This window comes from Rhizobium sp. 9140 (assembly GCF_900067135.1).
Lineage (GTDB): Bacteria > Pseudomonadota > Alphaproteobacteria > Rhizobiales > Rhizobiaceae > Ferranicluibacter.
The window spans coordinates 2,937,242-2,952,193 of sequence record NZ_FJUR01000001.1 but is presented as its reverse complement, the minus strand read 5'-3'; the positions used below and the strand labels follow the sequence as shown (position 1 = coordinate 2,952,193).

Sequence of the window (14,952 nt, the reverse complement as noted above, 5' to 3'; positions counted from 1 at the left end):
TAGAAAGGCATTCCTTCTTCCCGGCATGTCTCCTTTCTACCTTCCTGATCTTCCCGGCAGCGGCCGGCGGCGAAAGGACGGTGGGCGACATGGCGACGATTTTGGACAAATTTCTGGCACTCGGCATTGCTACCGGCGTGGTGCTTGGCGGGGCCGTGAGCGGCGCGCTCGCTGCCGATGTGAAGGAGATCCGGATCGACTGGGCAACCTATAATCCGGTCAGTCTGCTCCTCAAGAAGGAAGGCCTGCTGGAAAAGGCGTTCGAGAAGGACGGGATCAGCATTCGCTGGGTCCAGTCTGCCGGGTCCAACAAGGCGCTCGAATATCTGAATGCCGGCTCGATCGATTTCGGGTCCACGGCCGGCGCTGCGGCGCTGATCGCCCGCGTCAACGGCAATCCCATCAAGTCCGTTTATGTCTACTCGCGTCCGGAGTGGACGGCGCTGGTGACGGGCAAGGACTCCAAGATTGTGAGCGTCGCCGATCTCAAGGGCAAGACGGTTGCCGTGACGCGCGGAACGGATCCGCACGTGTTTCTGGTGCGGGCGCTGGCAGATGCCGGCCTGACATCGAAAGACGTGACGTTCGTGCTGCTGCAGCACGCCGATGGCCGGCTGGCGCTGAGCCGCGGCGATGTCGATGCCTGGGCGGGTCTAGATCCGCTGATGGCGGCGTCCGAAGTGGAGGAGGGCGCAAAGCTCTTCTATCGCAACCCGGAGAACAACAGCTGGGGCGTTCTGAACACGCCGGAAAGCTTTGCCGCCGAACACCCCGACATCGTGAAGCGTGTTCTGGCCGCCTATGAGGAGGCGCGCAAGCAGGCGCTGGCCGATCCCGCTGCGTTGAAGGCGGCGCTAATCAATGCCGCGAAGCTGCCCGAGGCGGTCATCGACCGACAGCTGGAGCGCACGGATCTTTCGACATCGCGCATCGGCGATGTGCAGGCCGAGACCATCACCAAGGCGGGCCTTGCTCTTCAGGAGGCGGGCGTTCTGCCGGCCGATGCCGATATCCGGAAAACGGTGGCCGACCTTATCGACCCAAGCTTCAGTCAGGATCTCATTAAGTAATGACCATCGGCGCGGCAGAAGCAGGATTGGGAACGGGCATCGGCGACGGGCGGACGGACAAGGCTGCCGTTTCGCGACGGGCATTCTGGCTCCGCTCTTCGACAAGCGGCTGGGGCGGTGCGCTCATTCGGTTCGCCCTTGCCGTTGCACTGCCGATCAGCGCGTTTCTTCTTTGGGAGTTGGCTGTCGATAGCGGGCTGACTACCGGGCGGCTCGTTCCGCCGCCGTCGCGCATTCTTGCCACGCTCGCCGATCTGTGGACTGAGGGGCAACTGGCCGACCATATCGCCTCGACTTGTCTGCGGGTGCTGCTTGGCTTTCTCACTGGCGCCGCGGCCGGTGCGCTTGCGGGAAGCCTTACCGGCTATTTCCGGCTCGTGCATGCAGCGGTCGATCCGACCTTGCAGGCGCTGCGCGCCATTCCGTCGATCGCCTGGGTGCCGCTGTTCATTCTCTGGTTCGGCATCTTCGAGACGTCCAAGGTGGTGCTGATCGCCACGGGCGTGTTCTTTCCCGTCTATCTCGGCGTATCCACGGCGCTGCTGTCGGTCGATCGCAAGATCGTCGAGGTCGGGCGGATCTTCCGGCTGAGTGGGTTCGATCTCGTTCGGCGCATTCTCTTTCCCGCCGTGCTGCCGGCCTTCATCGTCTCGCTGCGGGCGGGGCTCGGGCTCGGCTGGATGTTCGTCGTCGCAGCGGAGTTCATGGGGGCATCGGAAGGCCTTGGCTATCTTCTTGTGGATGGCCAGCAGCTCGGCAAGCCGGACCAGATCATGGCGGCGATCCTGATCTTCGCGGTCATCGGCAAGCTGTCGGATGCGCTTCTGGTGCGCGCCACCGCGCCGCTCATTGCGTGGCAGGACAATTTCAGCCGGGGAGGTCTCTGATGCTCTCGCTGACAGGACTGGGCAAGACCTATGCAGCTGGCATGCAGGCGCTCGCCGGCTTTACACTGGACGCACGGCCGGGCGAGATCGTGGCTGTCATCGGGGGTTCCGGCTGCGGCAAGAGCACGCTTCTGCGGCTGATCGGCGGGCTCGACACGCCGACCACGGGCACCGTCAGCATCAATGGCGAAACGGTGAAGCAGCCGCATCCGCTGATCAACCTCATCTTTCAGGAGCCGCGCCTTCTGCCCTGGCTCAGCGTTGGGGACAATGTCGGCTTCGGGCTTGCGCATCTGTCACGGGCGGAGCAGGCATCGCGGATCCACGAGGCGCTCTGTCGTGTGAGCCTGGAGGCCTATGGCGACCGGCTGCCCAAGGCGCTCTCCGGCGGGCAGGCGCAGCGCGTCGCCATTGCCCGCGCGCTGGTGACCCGGCCGGAGGTTCTACTGCTCGACGAGCCGTTCTCCGCGCTCGACGCCTTGACGCGCGAGACGCTTCAGCAACATCTCCTCGATATCTGGTCGGAGACGCAGGCGACGATGATCCTCGTGACGCTCGATATCGACGAGGCCGTTTCGCTCGCCCACCGCGTCATCGTCATGAAGCCGTGGCCCGGCCGCATTCTCGACGAGATCGTCATCGCGCGACCGCACCAGCGCGGCGGTGCCGATTTCGATCGTGCGAGGGTCGCCGTCCGCGCCGCGCTCGATCAATCCCTTTCCGCCTCCGCCCCTGCTGAAATCCGCAAGGTCTGGACACAGCATCCTTCCGTTCTGGAGACATCGTCATGACTTCCGCCCCTGAAAAAATCAACGTCCTCTGGTTCCTGCCGACCCATGGCGACAGCCGCTATCTCGGCACCACCATCGGTGGCCGCAATGTCGATCTGGCCTATCTCAAGCAGGTTGCGCAGGCAGCCGATTCGCTCGGCTATTACGGCGTGCTCATCCCCACCGGCAAGAGTTGCGAAGACAGCTGGGTCGTCGCGTCGGCGCTCGCACCCCTCACGGAAAAGCTGAAATATCTGATCGCCGTTCGTCCCGGCCTGTTGTCGCCGACGCTAGCCGCCCGGATGACGGCGACGCTCGACCGCATTTCAGAAGGCCGCGTGCTCATCAACGTCGTGACCGGTGGCGATCCGATCGAGAACAAGGGCGACGGCATTCACTATGCCCACGCCGAGCGTTACGAGGTGACGGAGGAGTTCCTCCACATCTACAAGGCGCTGCTTCAGGGCGAGACGGTCAACCACAAGGGCAAGCACTTCGATATTCAGGATGGGCGCGTGCTGTTCCCGTCCTACCAGACGCCGCATCCGCCGCTGTACTTCGGCGGCTCCTCCGGTATCGGGCAGGAAGTTGCGGCCCGCACCATCGATAAGTATCTGACCTGGGGTGAACCGCCGGAGGACGTGGCAAAGAAGATCGCCGAGGTTCGGGCGCTGGCCGACAGCGAAGGCCGCGAGGTCACCTTCGGTATCCGCCTGCATGTCATCGTGCGTGAGACGGCGGAAGCGGCCTGGCGGGCGGCCGACGAACTCATCCAGTATCTCGATGACGATACGATCGCGGCGGCCCAGAAGGTATTCGAGCGCATGGACTCGGTGGGCCAGAGCCGCATGAGCCGCCTGCATGGCGGCCGTCGCGACAAGCTGGAGGTGAGCCCCAATCTCTGGGCGGGTGTCGGCCTCGTGCGCGGTGGCGCCGGCACGGCACTGGTGGGCGATCCCGACCAGGTGAAGGCGCGGATGGAGGAGTATCGCGAGATCGGCATCGATACGTTCATCATGTCGGGCTATCCACATCTCGAGGAGGCCTACCGTTTCGGCGAGCTGGTCCTACCGAACCTGCCGCTGGCACATCCCGTCAGGACGCGCGAAAAGTCGATCAATACCGGGCCGTTCGGCGAGACGATCGCAGGCGACCATCGCCCGACGCTGAAGGTCAGCCAGTCCTGATGTCCTGACATCATCGCCGATACCGGTGCCTGCTCTCGGGGCACGGTATCGGCAATGGCTATGCTGCTTCGTCTATAAAATTACTCGACAAAAGCCGTCATGTCTCTACCTTGGGCATGGTGTGGCCATCAGGCGTTTCTGTTTGCTGCCGGATACTTCCGCGATGCCGCGCCGAACACAGACGGAGGGGATGCTCTTGCATTATGATGTTGCGGTCGTCGGCTCGGGGTTTTCGGCCATCGCGGTCAGCGTTCACCTGTTGCGGTCGCTGCCGCCGTCGGCCACCATCGCGGTTGTCGGTGACGATCCGGCCTTTGGCCGGGGCACCGCCTACCGCACCGAGTTCCATCTTCACCGGTTGAACGTGCCCGCGGGGCGCATGAGCCTGTTCCCGGACGAGCCGGATCATTTTCTCAATTGGCTGGAGCGGCAGGGGCGCGGTATCTCACGCGACGAGTTTGCCTCGCGGGGCGACTATGGGCTCTATCTCCGCGATACGCTCGCCTCTCTGCTGAGGGATCGCCATGCGCGCCCCAAACTCGATTTCATCCGGGCAAAAGCGACCGGATGCGTCCGCTCGCAGGAAGACGGGCTGCTGTTTCAACTGGCGGATGGCGAGAGCCTGCATGCGCGTGCCGTGGCCCTGTGTCTTGGTGTCGGCACGGCGGATCTGCCGCTTCGGGAAGAGCGGATCGCAGACGCTGCGCGCCGGCGGCTGGTGCGCAATCCGTGGCGGCTGAAGTGGCTTTCGAAGGTGAAGCCGGACGACACCATCTGTATCCTCGGCTCCGGCCTGACGATGATCGACCAAGTGCTGACGCTGCGGGGACGGGGGCATCGTGGCGTGATCCACGTTCTCTCGCGGCGCGGGCTGGTGCCGCATGCTCATGCCCGGCATCATGGCACGGCCGTGCTGCCGTACCTTCCCGAAGATCCTCTGACGATCAGCGGTATTCTGAAGGCGCTGCGCGCCCAGGTCCGTGCTGGTGCGGAATGGCGGTCGGTGATGGATGGCCTGCGACCGCGAACGCAGGCTCTGTGGCAGCGGCTTTCCCCGCCCGAGCGGTCCCGCTTCCTGCGGCATGCTCTTGCCTGGTGGAACATCCACCGCCACCGTGTCGCGCCGACCGTGTTCGAGCAGTTCGATGCGCTGCGTCGCGATGGGTCCGTGAAGGTTCATGCCGGGTTTTTGCGCGATATCGGCATCGACGGAAACCGGCCCTGCCTTTGCTACCGGCCACGCGGTTTGCAGGATGTCGTGTCCTTGCCCGTCGACTGGGTGGTCAACTGCACCGGTATGGAGCGCGCCGGCATCGGGCATTCGCCCCTGCTGGTTGAAATGTCGGATCAGGGGATCATCATTCCCGACCGGTTGGGCCTCGGCTTGCAGGTCGATGAGATGTCGCGCGCCATCGGCGCCGAGGGCGTGGCTCGCCGGGGTCTCTTTGCCGTGGGTGCGTTGACGGCCGGACAGTTCTGGGAGATCACGGCGGTGCCGGATATCCGCGTCCAGGCACAGACGGTTGCCGGCGCCATCATCGCGGATATTGCGCTGGTCAAAGCTCACGCCGCGCGGCGGAATGCGAACGTTCTTCCCATGTCCGAGGTGGAGACCAGCCCCATCCGGTAGAGAGATGCGAGCACGCTGGCGACGGCCGGGCGGATCCGCTGTCCCTGGCGGAACCGTCCGGCGATGTCGGCCGCATCGACGGCACCGCCGCTGGCAATCAAGGCATCGATGACAAGCGCGGTCTGCGCGGCGTCGTCGCGGGCGGGGAAGGGTGGCAGGCTTGCTGAAGCGGCAGCAACGCTTTGGGGAAGGCCGAGATCGGCCTCGATCTGCTGCGCTCTTTCGGTTTCGGAGCCAAAGCGCTCGATCTGGTAGTCCGGGCGGACCCAGCGAACGATTCCACGCTTCTCCTCCCGGGCGCGTTCCCTGTTCAAGGCAACGAGGTGGGCCAGCATGTCGGCTTGCGGCAGGTTTGCCGGCCAGCCATAGGCGGCGGCCACGGCCATATCCAACTCGTCGTGAAGCTCTCTCAGGATCAGAACGAGACCGTTTTCGAAGATCCGGCGTTCCCTCGGCTCCAAGCGGTCGGGATGCGTGCCGGCGACGATGCGGTCGAGCACGTTGTAGAGGCCGGTCAATGTCAGGTGGGGATGGGCTTCAAGCACGCGTTTGCGATGGGCGTCGAGCGCTTCACCGCCAAGGCCGATCCGGTTCCGGTGCGTGTCCGCCAGAATAGGGAACGGGAAGGGGTTGAAGCAGCGGGATTTCGAGTATCGGGGCCTGTCTTCAAGCGTGCCACCCTGCGCCGCCGCCCACATCGCGTGCCAGCGGGACGAGAGGATGCCGAGGACCGCAGCGTCGTCCGTGGCGATGACGACCAGCATGTTGTCGGGCAGGATATCCGCATCGAGGAACTGAAAGACGCGATGCTTTGCCGTCTCGACCGTGGCGATGTAGCGGGACAAGCCGGCAAGGGCCGGGCGAAGCTCGCGGCGCGGTTCGCCGAAGATCCACCAGTTGTCGCGGTAGGTCGCCCTGTTGTTGCGGTCCCGTTCCGGCTTCACGGTCAGCCTCAAATGCTGGTAGAGTTCGGGGTAGAATGTGCGCACGTCCTCCTGCGTTCGCCCGAGGAGGTCGATGGCCATCGCCTCACGAGGCCGGCTCGTCAGATCGCGGCTGTTGCGATAGGCCCGGATGTGCGTGTCGAGACCGGCATGCCTGCCACGTCCGAGATGCTCCGCCTCTTTCCGGCTGACGATGAAGCCCGCCCCATGAAGTTTGACGCCGGGCGAGCAGATCCCGATATTCGCCCTGAGGCCTCCCGCGGCGGAGACATCGGCGCCGATGGTCAGGTCCGCGTTAATCCTGCCGGACGTCTCGCGAAACAGGATCACCGGCGTATCCGTCGCCACGCCGTCTTCCGAGACCACCTCCATCAGCCGTCCTTCCAACCTGCCGGCTTCGACCACGGTCATGGCGATCCGCACGGCGGCGCTGTCGCGCGTGACCTTCGTCCAGGGATGGTCGGGAATCGCCATGACCAGCGAGACCGGCGACCTGGCGCTCATATGGCGTTCCAGGACGCGGCGCTGGAAGACCTGGCTGATCGAATTTGTGGTGACGAAGCCGAAGCGCTTGAGGCGGGTGCCTTGGCGGGTCAGAAGCTCGGCGGACCTGTCCCACCAGTACATCACGAAATCGGCGCTCTCGTTCATGTGGGGGTGCGCGGCCCAAAGGGCTTGCGCATAAGCGTCGCCCATTCGGTTGCGCAGGTCCTTGCCGCCGATGAAGGGCGGGTTGCCGACGATGTAGTCGGCTTCCGGCCAGTCCGGTGGACGAGGATCGCCGGGTGAGGCGAGAACCGCATCCATGCAGCGGATATTGTGAAACGCCTTGAGGATCGGCTCGGAGGGGATGCCGCCATTGTTGCGGAAGTGCAGTTGCAGATGACCGATCCAGAGGACGAGTTCGGCGATGGCCGCGGCACGGGGGTTGACCTCCAGTCCGAGAAACTGGTGCGGATCGACGGTGTGGCTCTCCAGCCCGTGCAGCGCTTCCTGTCCGCCGAGATCGTTGAGCGCCTCCAGCACATCGCTTTCCAGCGTTTTCATCAGTTCCAGCGAGACATAGAGAAAGTTGGCGGTGCCGCAGGCGGGGTCGAGGATGCGCAGGTTGCAGAGCCGGTCGTGAAACGCCTGAACGCTGGCAATCGCCTGCTTCTCCCGGCCTTCGGTCTTCTGTCGGTCCGCTGTCGCGCGGATGCCGGCCCACTCCAGCCGCAAGGGGTCGATGACGGTCGCGATGACCAGCCGCTCCACATAGGCACGGGGCGTGTAATGCGCGCCGAGGCGGCGGCGGTCGGTCGGGTCGAGCGCCTGTTCGAGGAAAGTTCCGAAAATGGCGGGCTCGACATCCTTCCAGTCGTGGTTTGCCGCGGCGGCCAGTTCACCGATCTCCTCGCGCCGCAGGGGCAGGGCACGGCGATTGCGGAAGAACTCGCCGTTGAAACGCCGCACCGGGTGGCGGATGGTGGCGGAGAAGCCGCCTTCGTCCATTGCGCGCCAAAGCTCCTCCATCATGCCGGGAAAGATTTCCAGCCGATCGGCACAGTCCTTCAGCAGGACCTTGAACTGTTGCGTGGCAGAAGGTCCACGTCCTCGGCGAACATGGTGAACAGCACGCGCATCAGGAACATCGCGACGTCTTCCGTGGGATGGCCCGCCTTCTCCAGTGCTTGGGAGACCTTGGCGATCCGGGTGGCGATCTCGCGGGTGACCTTGGCGGCGTGGCGGGCGGGGTCAAGAGACAGCGGATCGGACCAGATGGCGACGAGGCGCTTGCGCACAGTCTCGTCGCGCAGGTCTTCCAGATAGATGCGGTAGGCGCGTCGGTCCGGGAAGATGTCGTAGGCCTTCCCGTCGCGTCGAAAGTTCGCGTAGATTTCGATGCAGTGGCCGACGTCGCAGACGAGGAGGAAAGGTGGAGGATCATGATCGGGCGGTAGCAGACGCACGTAATCCTCGGCTTGCGCGCGCGCATTGCGCATCAGCACGTCCCAGGCGCGACCGGCTCCGCGCCGGCCGCGGGTCTGCGGCTCCATACCGGGGAAGGCCAGCATGTTCTCTGCGGAGCCCGCCGTGCCGCGCAGGCTCTTGTCGCCGAAGATCCGGCTTTGCTTGGCCTCCAGCACGAAGCAATCACGCTTATAGAGGTCGATCCGGCGGCGCGTGGGTGCGCCTTCGCGGTTGGGCTCGCGAACCACCCGCTCGAAGACGTAATCATTGCCCTCGGTGCTGGCGGCGGCTGGCTGGGCGTGGGGCAGGCCGAGAAGATCGCAGAGTTCAGTGAGAAACAGGGCGTAGTTGGCGCGCTCCTGCCCACCTTCCTGTCCCTGCCACCGACGAATGAACGTTTCAACTGCGGACTGCACGCACGTCCCCCTTGCATCCGTTTATCTCTGGGAGACTCCTGACCGAGATGCAAGTATAAATTACATTTCAACCTGATGCTCGTTTTACGTGCTGTCTCTGGCTTAGGGTGAAAGTCGAAATTCTGCAGGGCTGTGTGGTAATCCGGCTCTTGCGGTTTAAATCACCGGCGCCACACCCTATACAAACCTCCACACGCTGCGGTGCGACAGGCGCCGTGGCGAACGGTGGCATCGGACGCTGCCTCATGACAGGACCAAGGAGACAAGCATGACCCTCACAGGCGAACTTCTCATCGGTGCAACGGCGCGGCGCGGGCAGGGCGGTGCAATCGCCGGGTACGACGCCGCAACAGGTGAGGCGCTGCCCACGGTCTTCTCGGGTGCGACGGTTGCCGATGTGGAAGAAGCCGCAGCGCTCGCCTGGGAGGCGTTCGGCATCTATCGCGAGACGGCGCTCGAAGCTCGCGCGGCGTTTCTCGAAACCATCGCCCAGAATATCCTCGACATCGGCGATAGCCTGATCGAGCGCGCCATGGCCGAGTCCGGCCTGCCGCGCGCACGACTGGAAGGCGAGCGGCGCCGGACGGTCGGCCAGCTTCGGCTGTTTGCCGCCGAAGTGCGGGCCGGCGAATTCCAGAGCCTGCGTTTCGATGCGCCGGACCCGGAGCGCAAGCCCGCGCCGAAGCCGGACCTGCGCCTGCGCAACATCGCCGTCGGCCCGGTCGCCGTTTTCGGCGCCTCCAACTTTCCGTTGGCCTTTTCGGTTGCCGGTGGGGATACGGCCTCGGCGCTTGCCGCCGGTTGCCCTGTGATCGTCAAGGCGCATTCCGCCCATCCGGGCACGTCGGAGCTCGTCGGCCGCGCCGTACAGAAGGCGGTTGCAGATTGCAGCCTGCCGGCTGGAACGTTCTCGATGCTGTTCGATGAGGACCGCGCAATCGGTCAGGCACTGGTGGCTGATTATCGCATCCGCGCCGTCGGCTTCACCGGCTCGCGAGCCGGTGGTACGGCGCTGATGAAGATCGCGGCGGAACGCCCGATGCCGATCCCGGTCTATGCCGAGATGAGCTCGATCAACCCGGTCATCCTGTTCGAACATGCGCTCGCCACTCGCGGTGCCGCCATCGGCAAGGCCTTTGCCGGCTCGCTGACGCTCGGCGCCGGCCAGTTCTGCACCAATCCCGGCCTGATCCTCGCCATCGACGGGCCTGGACTCGATGCCTTCATCGCGGCCTCCGGCGAGGCGCTGAGCGCCATTCCCGCGCAGACCATGCTGACCAGCGGCATCTGCAAGGCTTATCTTTCGGGCGTTGCCCGCCTTTCGGGCCATGCCGAGGTGAAGACGCTGGCACAGGGGCTGGAAGGCACCGCTACGCAGGGACGTGCCGCCTTGTTCGAGACGAGCGCCAAGGCCTTCCTCGCGCATCACGAATTGCAGGACGAAGTCTTCGGGGCTGCCGGTCTCATTATCCGTTGCGCCGATGCCGGCGAACTGGAAGCGGTGATCGACGCGATGGAAGGTCAGCTGACGGCTGCGCTGCATATCGACGAAGCGGATCACGAAGCGGCCCGCAAGCTCCTGCCGAAGCTCGAACTTCTGGCCGGGCGCCTGCTCGTCAACGGGTTCGGCACCGGCGTCGAGGTGTCTCCGGCGATGGTCCATGGCGGACCCTATCCGGCAACGTCGGACGGCCGCACGACGTCCGTCGGCACGCTGGCGATCTATCGCTTCCTGCGTCCGGTCAGCTATCAGGACCTGCCGCAGGCACTGCTGCCGGAAGCTCTGGTCCGCTAAGTTTCGACGCTTCCTCGGACGGCCCACCGGGCAGCTTTGGACTTGACGACGTGCCGCCGATCCTGAAGAGATCGGCGGACACGCCGCGGTCTCCGGAGGAGCCTCGATTGCGGCATCCTCTCGCGTTAAGGCGGCGTCCGCGCCGGCAATTCCATGATCGAACACACGCCGCTGGTGGTCGCCATCGCCGTCGTCGCCGCCTTTCTGGTCGGTCTGTCCAAGGGTGGGCTGCCGATGGTCGGCACCATTTCCGTGCCGCTGCTGGCGCTCGTCATCTCGCCCGTGACGGCGGCGGCGCTGCTGTTGCCGATCTATGTCGCGAGCGACATGGTCGGGCTCTATCTCTACCGCAAGGACTTCTCGCGCCGGAACCTGGTCATCCTGACGCCTGCGGCGCTCTTTGGCGTGTTTCTTGGCTGGATGTTCAGCGCCCATCTCTCGGCCGTGGTCATCGGCGCGCTCGTCGGGCTCGTCGGTGTGCTCTTCTGCCTCAACATCTGGTTCGGCGCGCGCTACCGGAAGGCCGCTCGTGAGGCCGATGTTCGAGGCGGTCTCTTCTGGGGAACGCTGACGGGACTGACGAGCTTCGTGTCCCATTCCGGCGCGCCGCCCTACCAGATGTATGTGCTGCCGCAGCGGTTGGAGAAAATGACATTTGCCGGGACGTCCACCATCCTTTTCGCCATCGTCAATGTCGCAAAAATCTTTCCGTACTGGCAGTTGCAGCAGTTCTCCAACTACGACACCTCGTTGGTCCTCTGGCTGGCGCCGGCCGCTGTCTTCGGCACGATTGCGGGCCGTCGGCTCACGCTCGTCATCCCCGATGGCCTGTTCTTCCAGATCGTGCAGTTCACGTTGATGATACTGTCGATCAAACTTATTGCCGATTACGTGATCACACTCGTGCGGTAAGCCTCTTCCTTTCGCACCGCAGCAACATCACATTGGGGCCGGAACAATACCCCTGTTCGAGGACCCATGGAAAATATCGTTGAAAGCCTGATGCAGATGTTCGGCCCCTGGGGCATCGCGCTTCTCATGTTCCTGGAACACATTTTCCCGCCGATCCCGTCGGAACTCATCATGCCGCTCGCCGGCTATCGTGCCTCGCAGGGCGATATGTCGATCGTGACCGTCATCGTTGCCGGCAGCATCGGATCGCTGCTCGGGGTCATGCCGTGGTATTATGCCGGGCGGAAGCTCGGCGAAGCGCGGATGAAGCGGCTGGCAGCAAGGCATGGGCGCTGGCTGACGCTGACAGAAGCGGACGTAGACGCGGCAAGCCGGCGGTTTCGCGAGAAGGGGGCAACCGCCATCCTTGTCGGACGGCTCATCCCGACGATTCGCACGTTGATCTCGGTGCCCGCCGGCATTGCCCGTATGCCGCTCTCCACCTTCACCATCTTCTCGCTCATCGGAACCGTCGCCTGGACCTCCGGGCTGGCGCTCGCGGGCTATCTGCTCGGTCAGGCTTATGATGTCGTTTCGACCTATGTCGATCCGGTCTCCACCGGCATCTTCGTGCTGATCGTTCTTTTCTACGGCTACCGTGTTGCAACCTTCAAGCCGCAACCGAGCGATGCGTAGCGGTCGTTTTATCGCCGTTTTGACGGCAATGGCGCCCAGTGCGATCCTGGGCTGGAAATGCTCGCTTACGTCACTGGACAGTGAAATAAAGCGCTATATCTAGCGCTGCAGTGTGGAGGAGCGGCCTGACGGCGGCTCGTTGTTCGAAGGCGTCTTGGCCACCAAGGCCGCGTCTCCCGTGAGAAAGGCGGCTTCGTGCCCAGTCTTGACATCGCCGGACTGATTTCAAAGGTCGCCATGGGCGATCGTGCAGCGCTGGCGTCGCTTTATTCCGCTGTCTCCCCGAAACTCTTTGCCATCTGCCTGCGTATCCTCAAGGATCGGGCGGATGCAGAAGATGCTCTTCAGGATGTCTTCGTCAAAATCTGGCAGCGTGCCGACCGGTATGCGGCGACGGGCGTAAATCCGAACGGCTGGCTGGCGGCGATCGCGCGCAACCAGGCAATCGACATGATCCGGGCACGCCGGCCGGCAGCCGACACGATCGGTGACGAGGGGCTCGAGATCGCTGATGGCAGCCCTGATCCGGAGGCCGTCTCGATCGGCCTCGGCGAGGGGCGGCGGATCGACCGGTGCATGGGCGAACTTCCCCCGGAGCGGGCGGATGCCGTCCGGAACGCCTATGTCGAGGGATTGAGTTACCAGGAACTGGCGGAGCGCTATAGCGTGCCGCTCAATACGATGCGAACCTGGCTGCGCCGCAGCCTCCTGAAACTGAAAGAGTGCCTGGAGCGATGACCGAGTTGGATGACAGCGACAGAGACCGCTCCCGCGACGAGGTGCTTGCCGCCGAGTATGCCGTGGGCGTGCTGTCCTTCGCCGACCGAAAGCGGCTGGAAGCCCGGATCGAGCGCGAACCGGCGTTCGCCCTGCTTGTCGCCCAGTGGGAAGACCGTCTGAGCCCGCTGGAGCCGGCTGGCGAGGAAACGCCGGCGCGCACCGTCTATCCGAAGATCGAAGCGCGCTTGTTCGGCACTCCCGTTGCAGCCGGCGCCTCACGTGGCGGATGGTGGCATTCCCTGGCGCTCTGGCGCGGCATCGCCTTCGCCTCGTTGGCGGCGGTCCTCGCTATGGTTGCCGTCCAGCAAGGACTGCTCGGATCTGCGACGCCGCCGGCCCCGCTTGTTGCGTCCATGACGGGCGAGGGGTCGCCTCTGGCACTGCTCGCCTCCTACGATGCTGCGAGCGGACGGATCGCCGTGACGCCGGTTGCCGCCGATGCGGCGCAGCCACGCTCTCTGCAGCTGTGGATGGTTCCGGGCGGCGATGCCGCCCCCGTGCCGCTCGGTGTCCTGCCGCAGGACGGCCGCGGCGTGATTGAGGTTCCCGCAGCGCTGCGGGCGAACCTTGGCGATGGTATGACGCTTGCCGTCAGCGTCGAGCCGCCCGGCGGGTCGCCGACCGGCCTGCCGACCGGGCCTGTGATCGCGGCCGGGCAGGCGCGCCATCCCTGACCGGAATTTTCTTAACACATCTTAATGTTTATTCGGCCGGGGCTCTCTCCGGCCGAAACTCTTTCTGCGGCCGGCTCGTCTCTTGTCTGTCACCCGAGACGTGACGCCCCGAAAGGCGCGACCGCGCCGGGCCGAGAACCGAACAGGAAGAGGAACCATCCATGTTGACGTCCGCACTCCGTACCATCGCCCTTGCGACACTCGTTTCCGCCACCGCCGTTTCCGCTTATGCTGCCAACCCGAAGGTCGGCGGCGCCGCCATGTTCGAAGACAAGAACATCGTTGAAAATGCCGTCAACTCCAAGGACCACACCACGCTCGTCGCCGCTGTCAAGGCGGCCGGTCTGGTCGAGACCCTGCAGGGCAAGGGTCCTTTCACGGTCTTCGCCCCCACCAACGAAGCTTTCGAAGCGTTGCCGAAGGGTACGGTTGAGACGCTCCTGAAGCCCGAGAACAAGGCCCAGCTGACCAAGGTTTTGACCTGCCACGTGGTTGCTGCCGATGCGATGTCCACGGCAATCGCCAAGATGATCAAGGACGACGGCGGCGAACATGACGTGAAGACCGTCGGCGGCTGCGTGCTGAAGGCCAAGGAAATGGGCGGCAAGATTACGCTCACCGACGAAACCGGCGGCGTGGCGAATGTCACCATTGCCGACGTAAAGCAGTCGAACGGCGTCATCCACGTCATCGACAAGGTTCTTCTGCCGAAGATGTAAGCTATCAGCGATAGCGCGATATGACGAGCCGGTCGTTCCGAAAGGGGCGGTCGGCTTTTCATATGTTGCCGCCATGTGTTGCTAAGGGAGCGAACCGATTGAATGCGGGAAAGCCGTGCGGCTGGCGCATGGGTGGCCTGAGGGCTTTGCGCTGGTTGGTGGCGGTGTGGAGGCGTATAAAACGGTCATCGAACAGCAACGGGGTCTGGCACTCGGAAACACCAGACGGTGTTTCGAAAGGCCCCTCGAAGACCTTGGAAAGGGAATATCATGAACGTAGCACGCTCTTTCAGCACGTGGCGCAAGTACCGTCAGACGGTTAACGAACTCGGCCGCATGACGACCCGCGAACTCAACGATCTCGGCATTGCCCGCAGCGATATCCGCACCGTCGCCCGTTCGGCCGCCGCTCTCTGATCCGACATTGAATGCCTGCCGCCGGCGCCCGCCGGACGGCCCCACCAAACGCCCGCGCCTTGTCGCGGGCGTTTCGCGTTTTGAGCATTCGACGGAGGCGGGTCTTGGCTGATCCGGGGGGCGAAA

The 14,952-nt window shown here is 64.2% G+C and carries 14 protein-coding genes; 12 read left to right on the top strand and 2 right to left on the bottom strand.

The features are described 5' to 3' along the window. Nucleotides 1-89 precede the first annotated feature (89 nt). The 5 genes from GA0004734_RS13820 (at nucleotide 90) to GA0004734_RS13800 (ending at nucleotide 5,544) form a co-directional block, all read left to right on the top strand. Nucleotides 90-1,070, top strand: a complete 981-nt coding sequence (locus tag GA0004734_RS13820) for an aliphatic sulfonate ABC transporter substrate-binding protein (RefSeq protein WP_092936303.1) — start codon at nucleotides 90-92, stop codon at nucleotides 1,068-1,070. After that, nucleotides 1,070-1,957: an ABC transporter permease gene (locus tag GA0004734_RS13815; protein ID WP_092934563.1), complete on the top strand. Its 888-nt coding sequence runs from the start codon at nucleotides 1,070-1,072 to the stop codon at nucleotides 1,955-1,957. The genes GA0004734_RS13820 and GA0004734_RS13815 overlap by 1 nt, the downstream gene beginning before the upstream one ends. Then, complete coding sequence (locus tag GA0004734_RS13810; protein ID WP_092934561.1) at nucleotides 1,957-2,748, top strand: ABC transporter ATP-binding protein; 792 nt, start codon at nucleotides 1,957-1,959, stop codon at nucleotides 2,746-2,748. Before GA0004734_RS13815 ends, GA0004734_RS13810 begins: the two co-directional genes overlap by 1 nt. Further along, nucleotides 2,745-3,914: an FMNH2-dependent alkanesulfonate monooxygenase gene (gene ssuD / locus GA0004734_RS13805; RefSeq protein ID WP_092934559.1), complete on the top strand. Its 1,170-nt coding sequence runs from the start codon at nucleotides 2,745-2,747 to the stop codon at nucleotides 3,912-3,914. The genes GA0004734_RS13810 and ssuD overlap by 4 nt, the downstream gene beginning before the upstream one ends. Nucleotides 3,915-4,104: 190 nt before the next feature. Next, entirely contained in the window at nucleotides 4,105-5,544 is a 1,440-nt protein-coding gene (locus GA0004734_RS13800; protein ID WP_092936302.1) for an FAD/NAD(P)-binding protein, read from the top strand. Here the strand turns inward: GA0004734_RS13800 and GA0004734_RS13795 are convergent. Further along, nucleotides 5,478-8,003, bottom strand: a complete 2,526-nt coding sequence (locus GA0004734_RS13795; RefSeq protein ID WP_348626093.1) for a class I SAM-dependent DNA methyltransferase — start codon at nucleotides 8,001-8,003, stop codon at nucleotides 5,478-5,480. The genes GA0004734_RS13800 and GA0004734_RS13795 overlap by 67 nt on opposite strands. A gap of 35 nt (nucleotides 8,004-8,038) precedes the next feature. Then, nucleotides 8,039-8,854, bottom strand: coding sequence for a type IIL restriction-modification enzyme MmeI (locus tag GA0004734_RS26775; protein ID WP_348626092.1), 816 nt, complete (start codon nucleotides 8,852-8,854; stop codon nucleotides 8,039-8,041). A gap of 268 nt (nucleotides 8,855-9,122) precedes the next feature. Here GA0004734_RS26775 and GA0004734_RS13790 point away from each other — a divergent pair, with 268 nt between their 5' ends. From GA0004734_RS13790 to GA0004734_RS13760, 7 genes are all read left to right on the top strand, one after another. Beyond that, nucleotides 9,123-10,649: an aldehyde dehydrogenase (NADP(+)) gene (locus GA0004734_RS13790; RefSeq protein WP_092934557.1), complete on the top strand. Its 1,527-nt coding sequence runs from the start codon at nucleotides 9,123-9,125 to the stop codon at nucleotides 10,647-10,649. Between the two features lie 153 nt (nucleotides 10,650-10,802). Next, nucleotides 10,803-11,561 (top strand): sulfite exporter TauE/SafE family protein, encoded by a 759-nt coding sequence (locus tag GA0004734_RS13785; RefSeq protein WP_092934555.1) that lies wholly within the window; start codon nucleotides 10,803-10,805, stop codon nucleotides 11,559-11,561. Between the two features lie 66 nt (nucleotides 11,562-11,627). Then, nucleotides 11,628-12,236, top strand: coding sequence for a DedA family protein (locus tag GA0004734_RS13780; RefSeq protein ID WP_092934553.1), 609 nt, complete (start codon nucleotides 11,628-11,630; stop codon nucleotides 12,234-12,236). 195 nt (nucleotides 12,237-12,431) lie between these two features. Continuing rightward, nucleotides 12,432-12,974 (top strand): sigma-70 family RNA polymerase sigma factor, encoded by a 543-nt coding sequence (locus GA0004734_RS13775; protein ID WP_092934551.1) that lies wholly within the window; start codon nucleotides 12,432-12,434, stop codon nucleotides 12,972-12,974. After that, nucleotides 12,971-13,690, top strand: coding sequence for an anti-sigma factor (locus GA0004734_RS13770; RefSeq protein ID WP_092934549.1), 720 nt, complete (start codon nucleotides 12,971-12,973; stop codon nucleotides 13,688-13,690). The genes GA0004734_RS13775 and GA0004734_RS13770 overlap by 4 nt, the downstream gene beginning before the upstream one ends. Before the next feature lie 161 nt (nucleotides 13,691-13,851). Further along, nucleotides 13,852-14,409 (top strand): fasciclin domain-containing protein, encoded by a 558-nt coding sequence (locus GA0004734_RS13765; RefSeq protein WP_092934547.1) that lies wholly within the window; start codon nucleotides 13,852-13,854, stop codon nucleotides 14,407-14,409. Nucleotides 14,410-14,679: 270 nt separating this feature from the next. Continuing rightward, nucleotides 14,680-14,826: a DUF1127 domain-containing protein gene (locus GA0004734_RS13760; protein ID WP_092934545.1), complete on the top strand. Its 147-nt coding sequence runs from the start codon at nucleotides 14,680-14,682 to the stop codon at nucleotides 14,824-14,826. Nucleotides 14,827-14,952 lie beyond the last annotated feature (126 nt).

Coding starts and splice junctions, on each gene's coding strand:
- GA0004734_RS13820 (WP_092936303.1), top strand. CDS start 90: ATGGCGACGATTTTGGACAAATTTCTGGCACTCGGCATTGCTACCGGC.
- GA0004734_RS13815 (WP_092934563.1), top strand. CDS start 1,070: ATGACCATCGGCGCGGCAGAAGCAGGATTGGGAACGGGCATCGGCGAC.
- GA0004734_RS13810 (WP_092934561.1), top strand. CDS start 1,957: ATGCTCTCGCTGACAGGACTGGGCAAGACCTATGCAGCTGGCATGCAG.
- ssuD (WP_092934559.1), top strand. CDS start 2,745: ATGACTTCCGCCCCTGAAAAAATCAACGTCCTCTGGTTCCTGCCGACC.
- GA0004734_RS13800 (WP_092936302.1), top strand. CDS start 4,105: ATGCTCTTGCATTATGATGTTGCGGTCGTCGGCTCGGGGTTTTCGGCC.
- GA0004734_RS13795 (WP_348626093.1), bottom strand. CDS start 8,003: ATGATGGAGGAGCTTTGGCGCGCAATGGACGAAGGCGGCTTCTCCGCC.
- GA0004734_RS13790 (WP_092934557.1), top strand. CDS start 9,123: ATGACCCTCACAGGCGAACTTCTCATCGGTGCAACGGCGCGGCGCGGG.
- GA0004734_RS13785 (WP_092934555.1), top strand. CDS start 10,803: ATGATCGAACACACGCCGCTGGTGGTCGCCATCGCCGTCGTCGCCGCC.
- GA0004734_RS13780 (WP_092934553.1), top strand. CDS start 11,628: ATGGAAAATATCGTTGAAAGCCTGATGCAGATGTTCGGCCCCTGGGGC.
- GA0004734_RS13770 (WP_092934549.1), top strand. CDS start 12,971: ATGACCGAGTTGGATGACAGCGACAGAGACCGCTCCCGCGACGAGGTG.
- GA0004734_RS13765 (WP_092934547.1), top strand. CDS start 13,852: ATGTTGACGTCCGCACTCCGTACCATCGCCCTTGCGACACTCGTTTCC.
- GA0004734_RS13760 (WP_092934545.1), top strand. CDS start 14,680: ATGAACGTAGCACGCTCTTTCAGCACGTGGCGCAAGTACCGTCAGACG.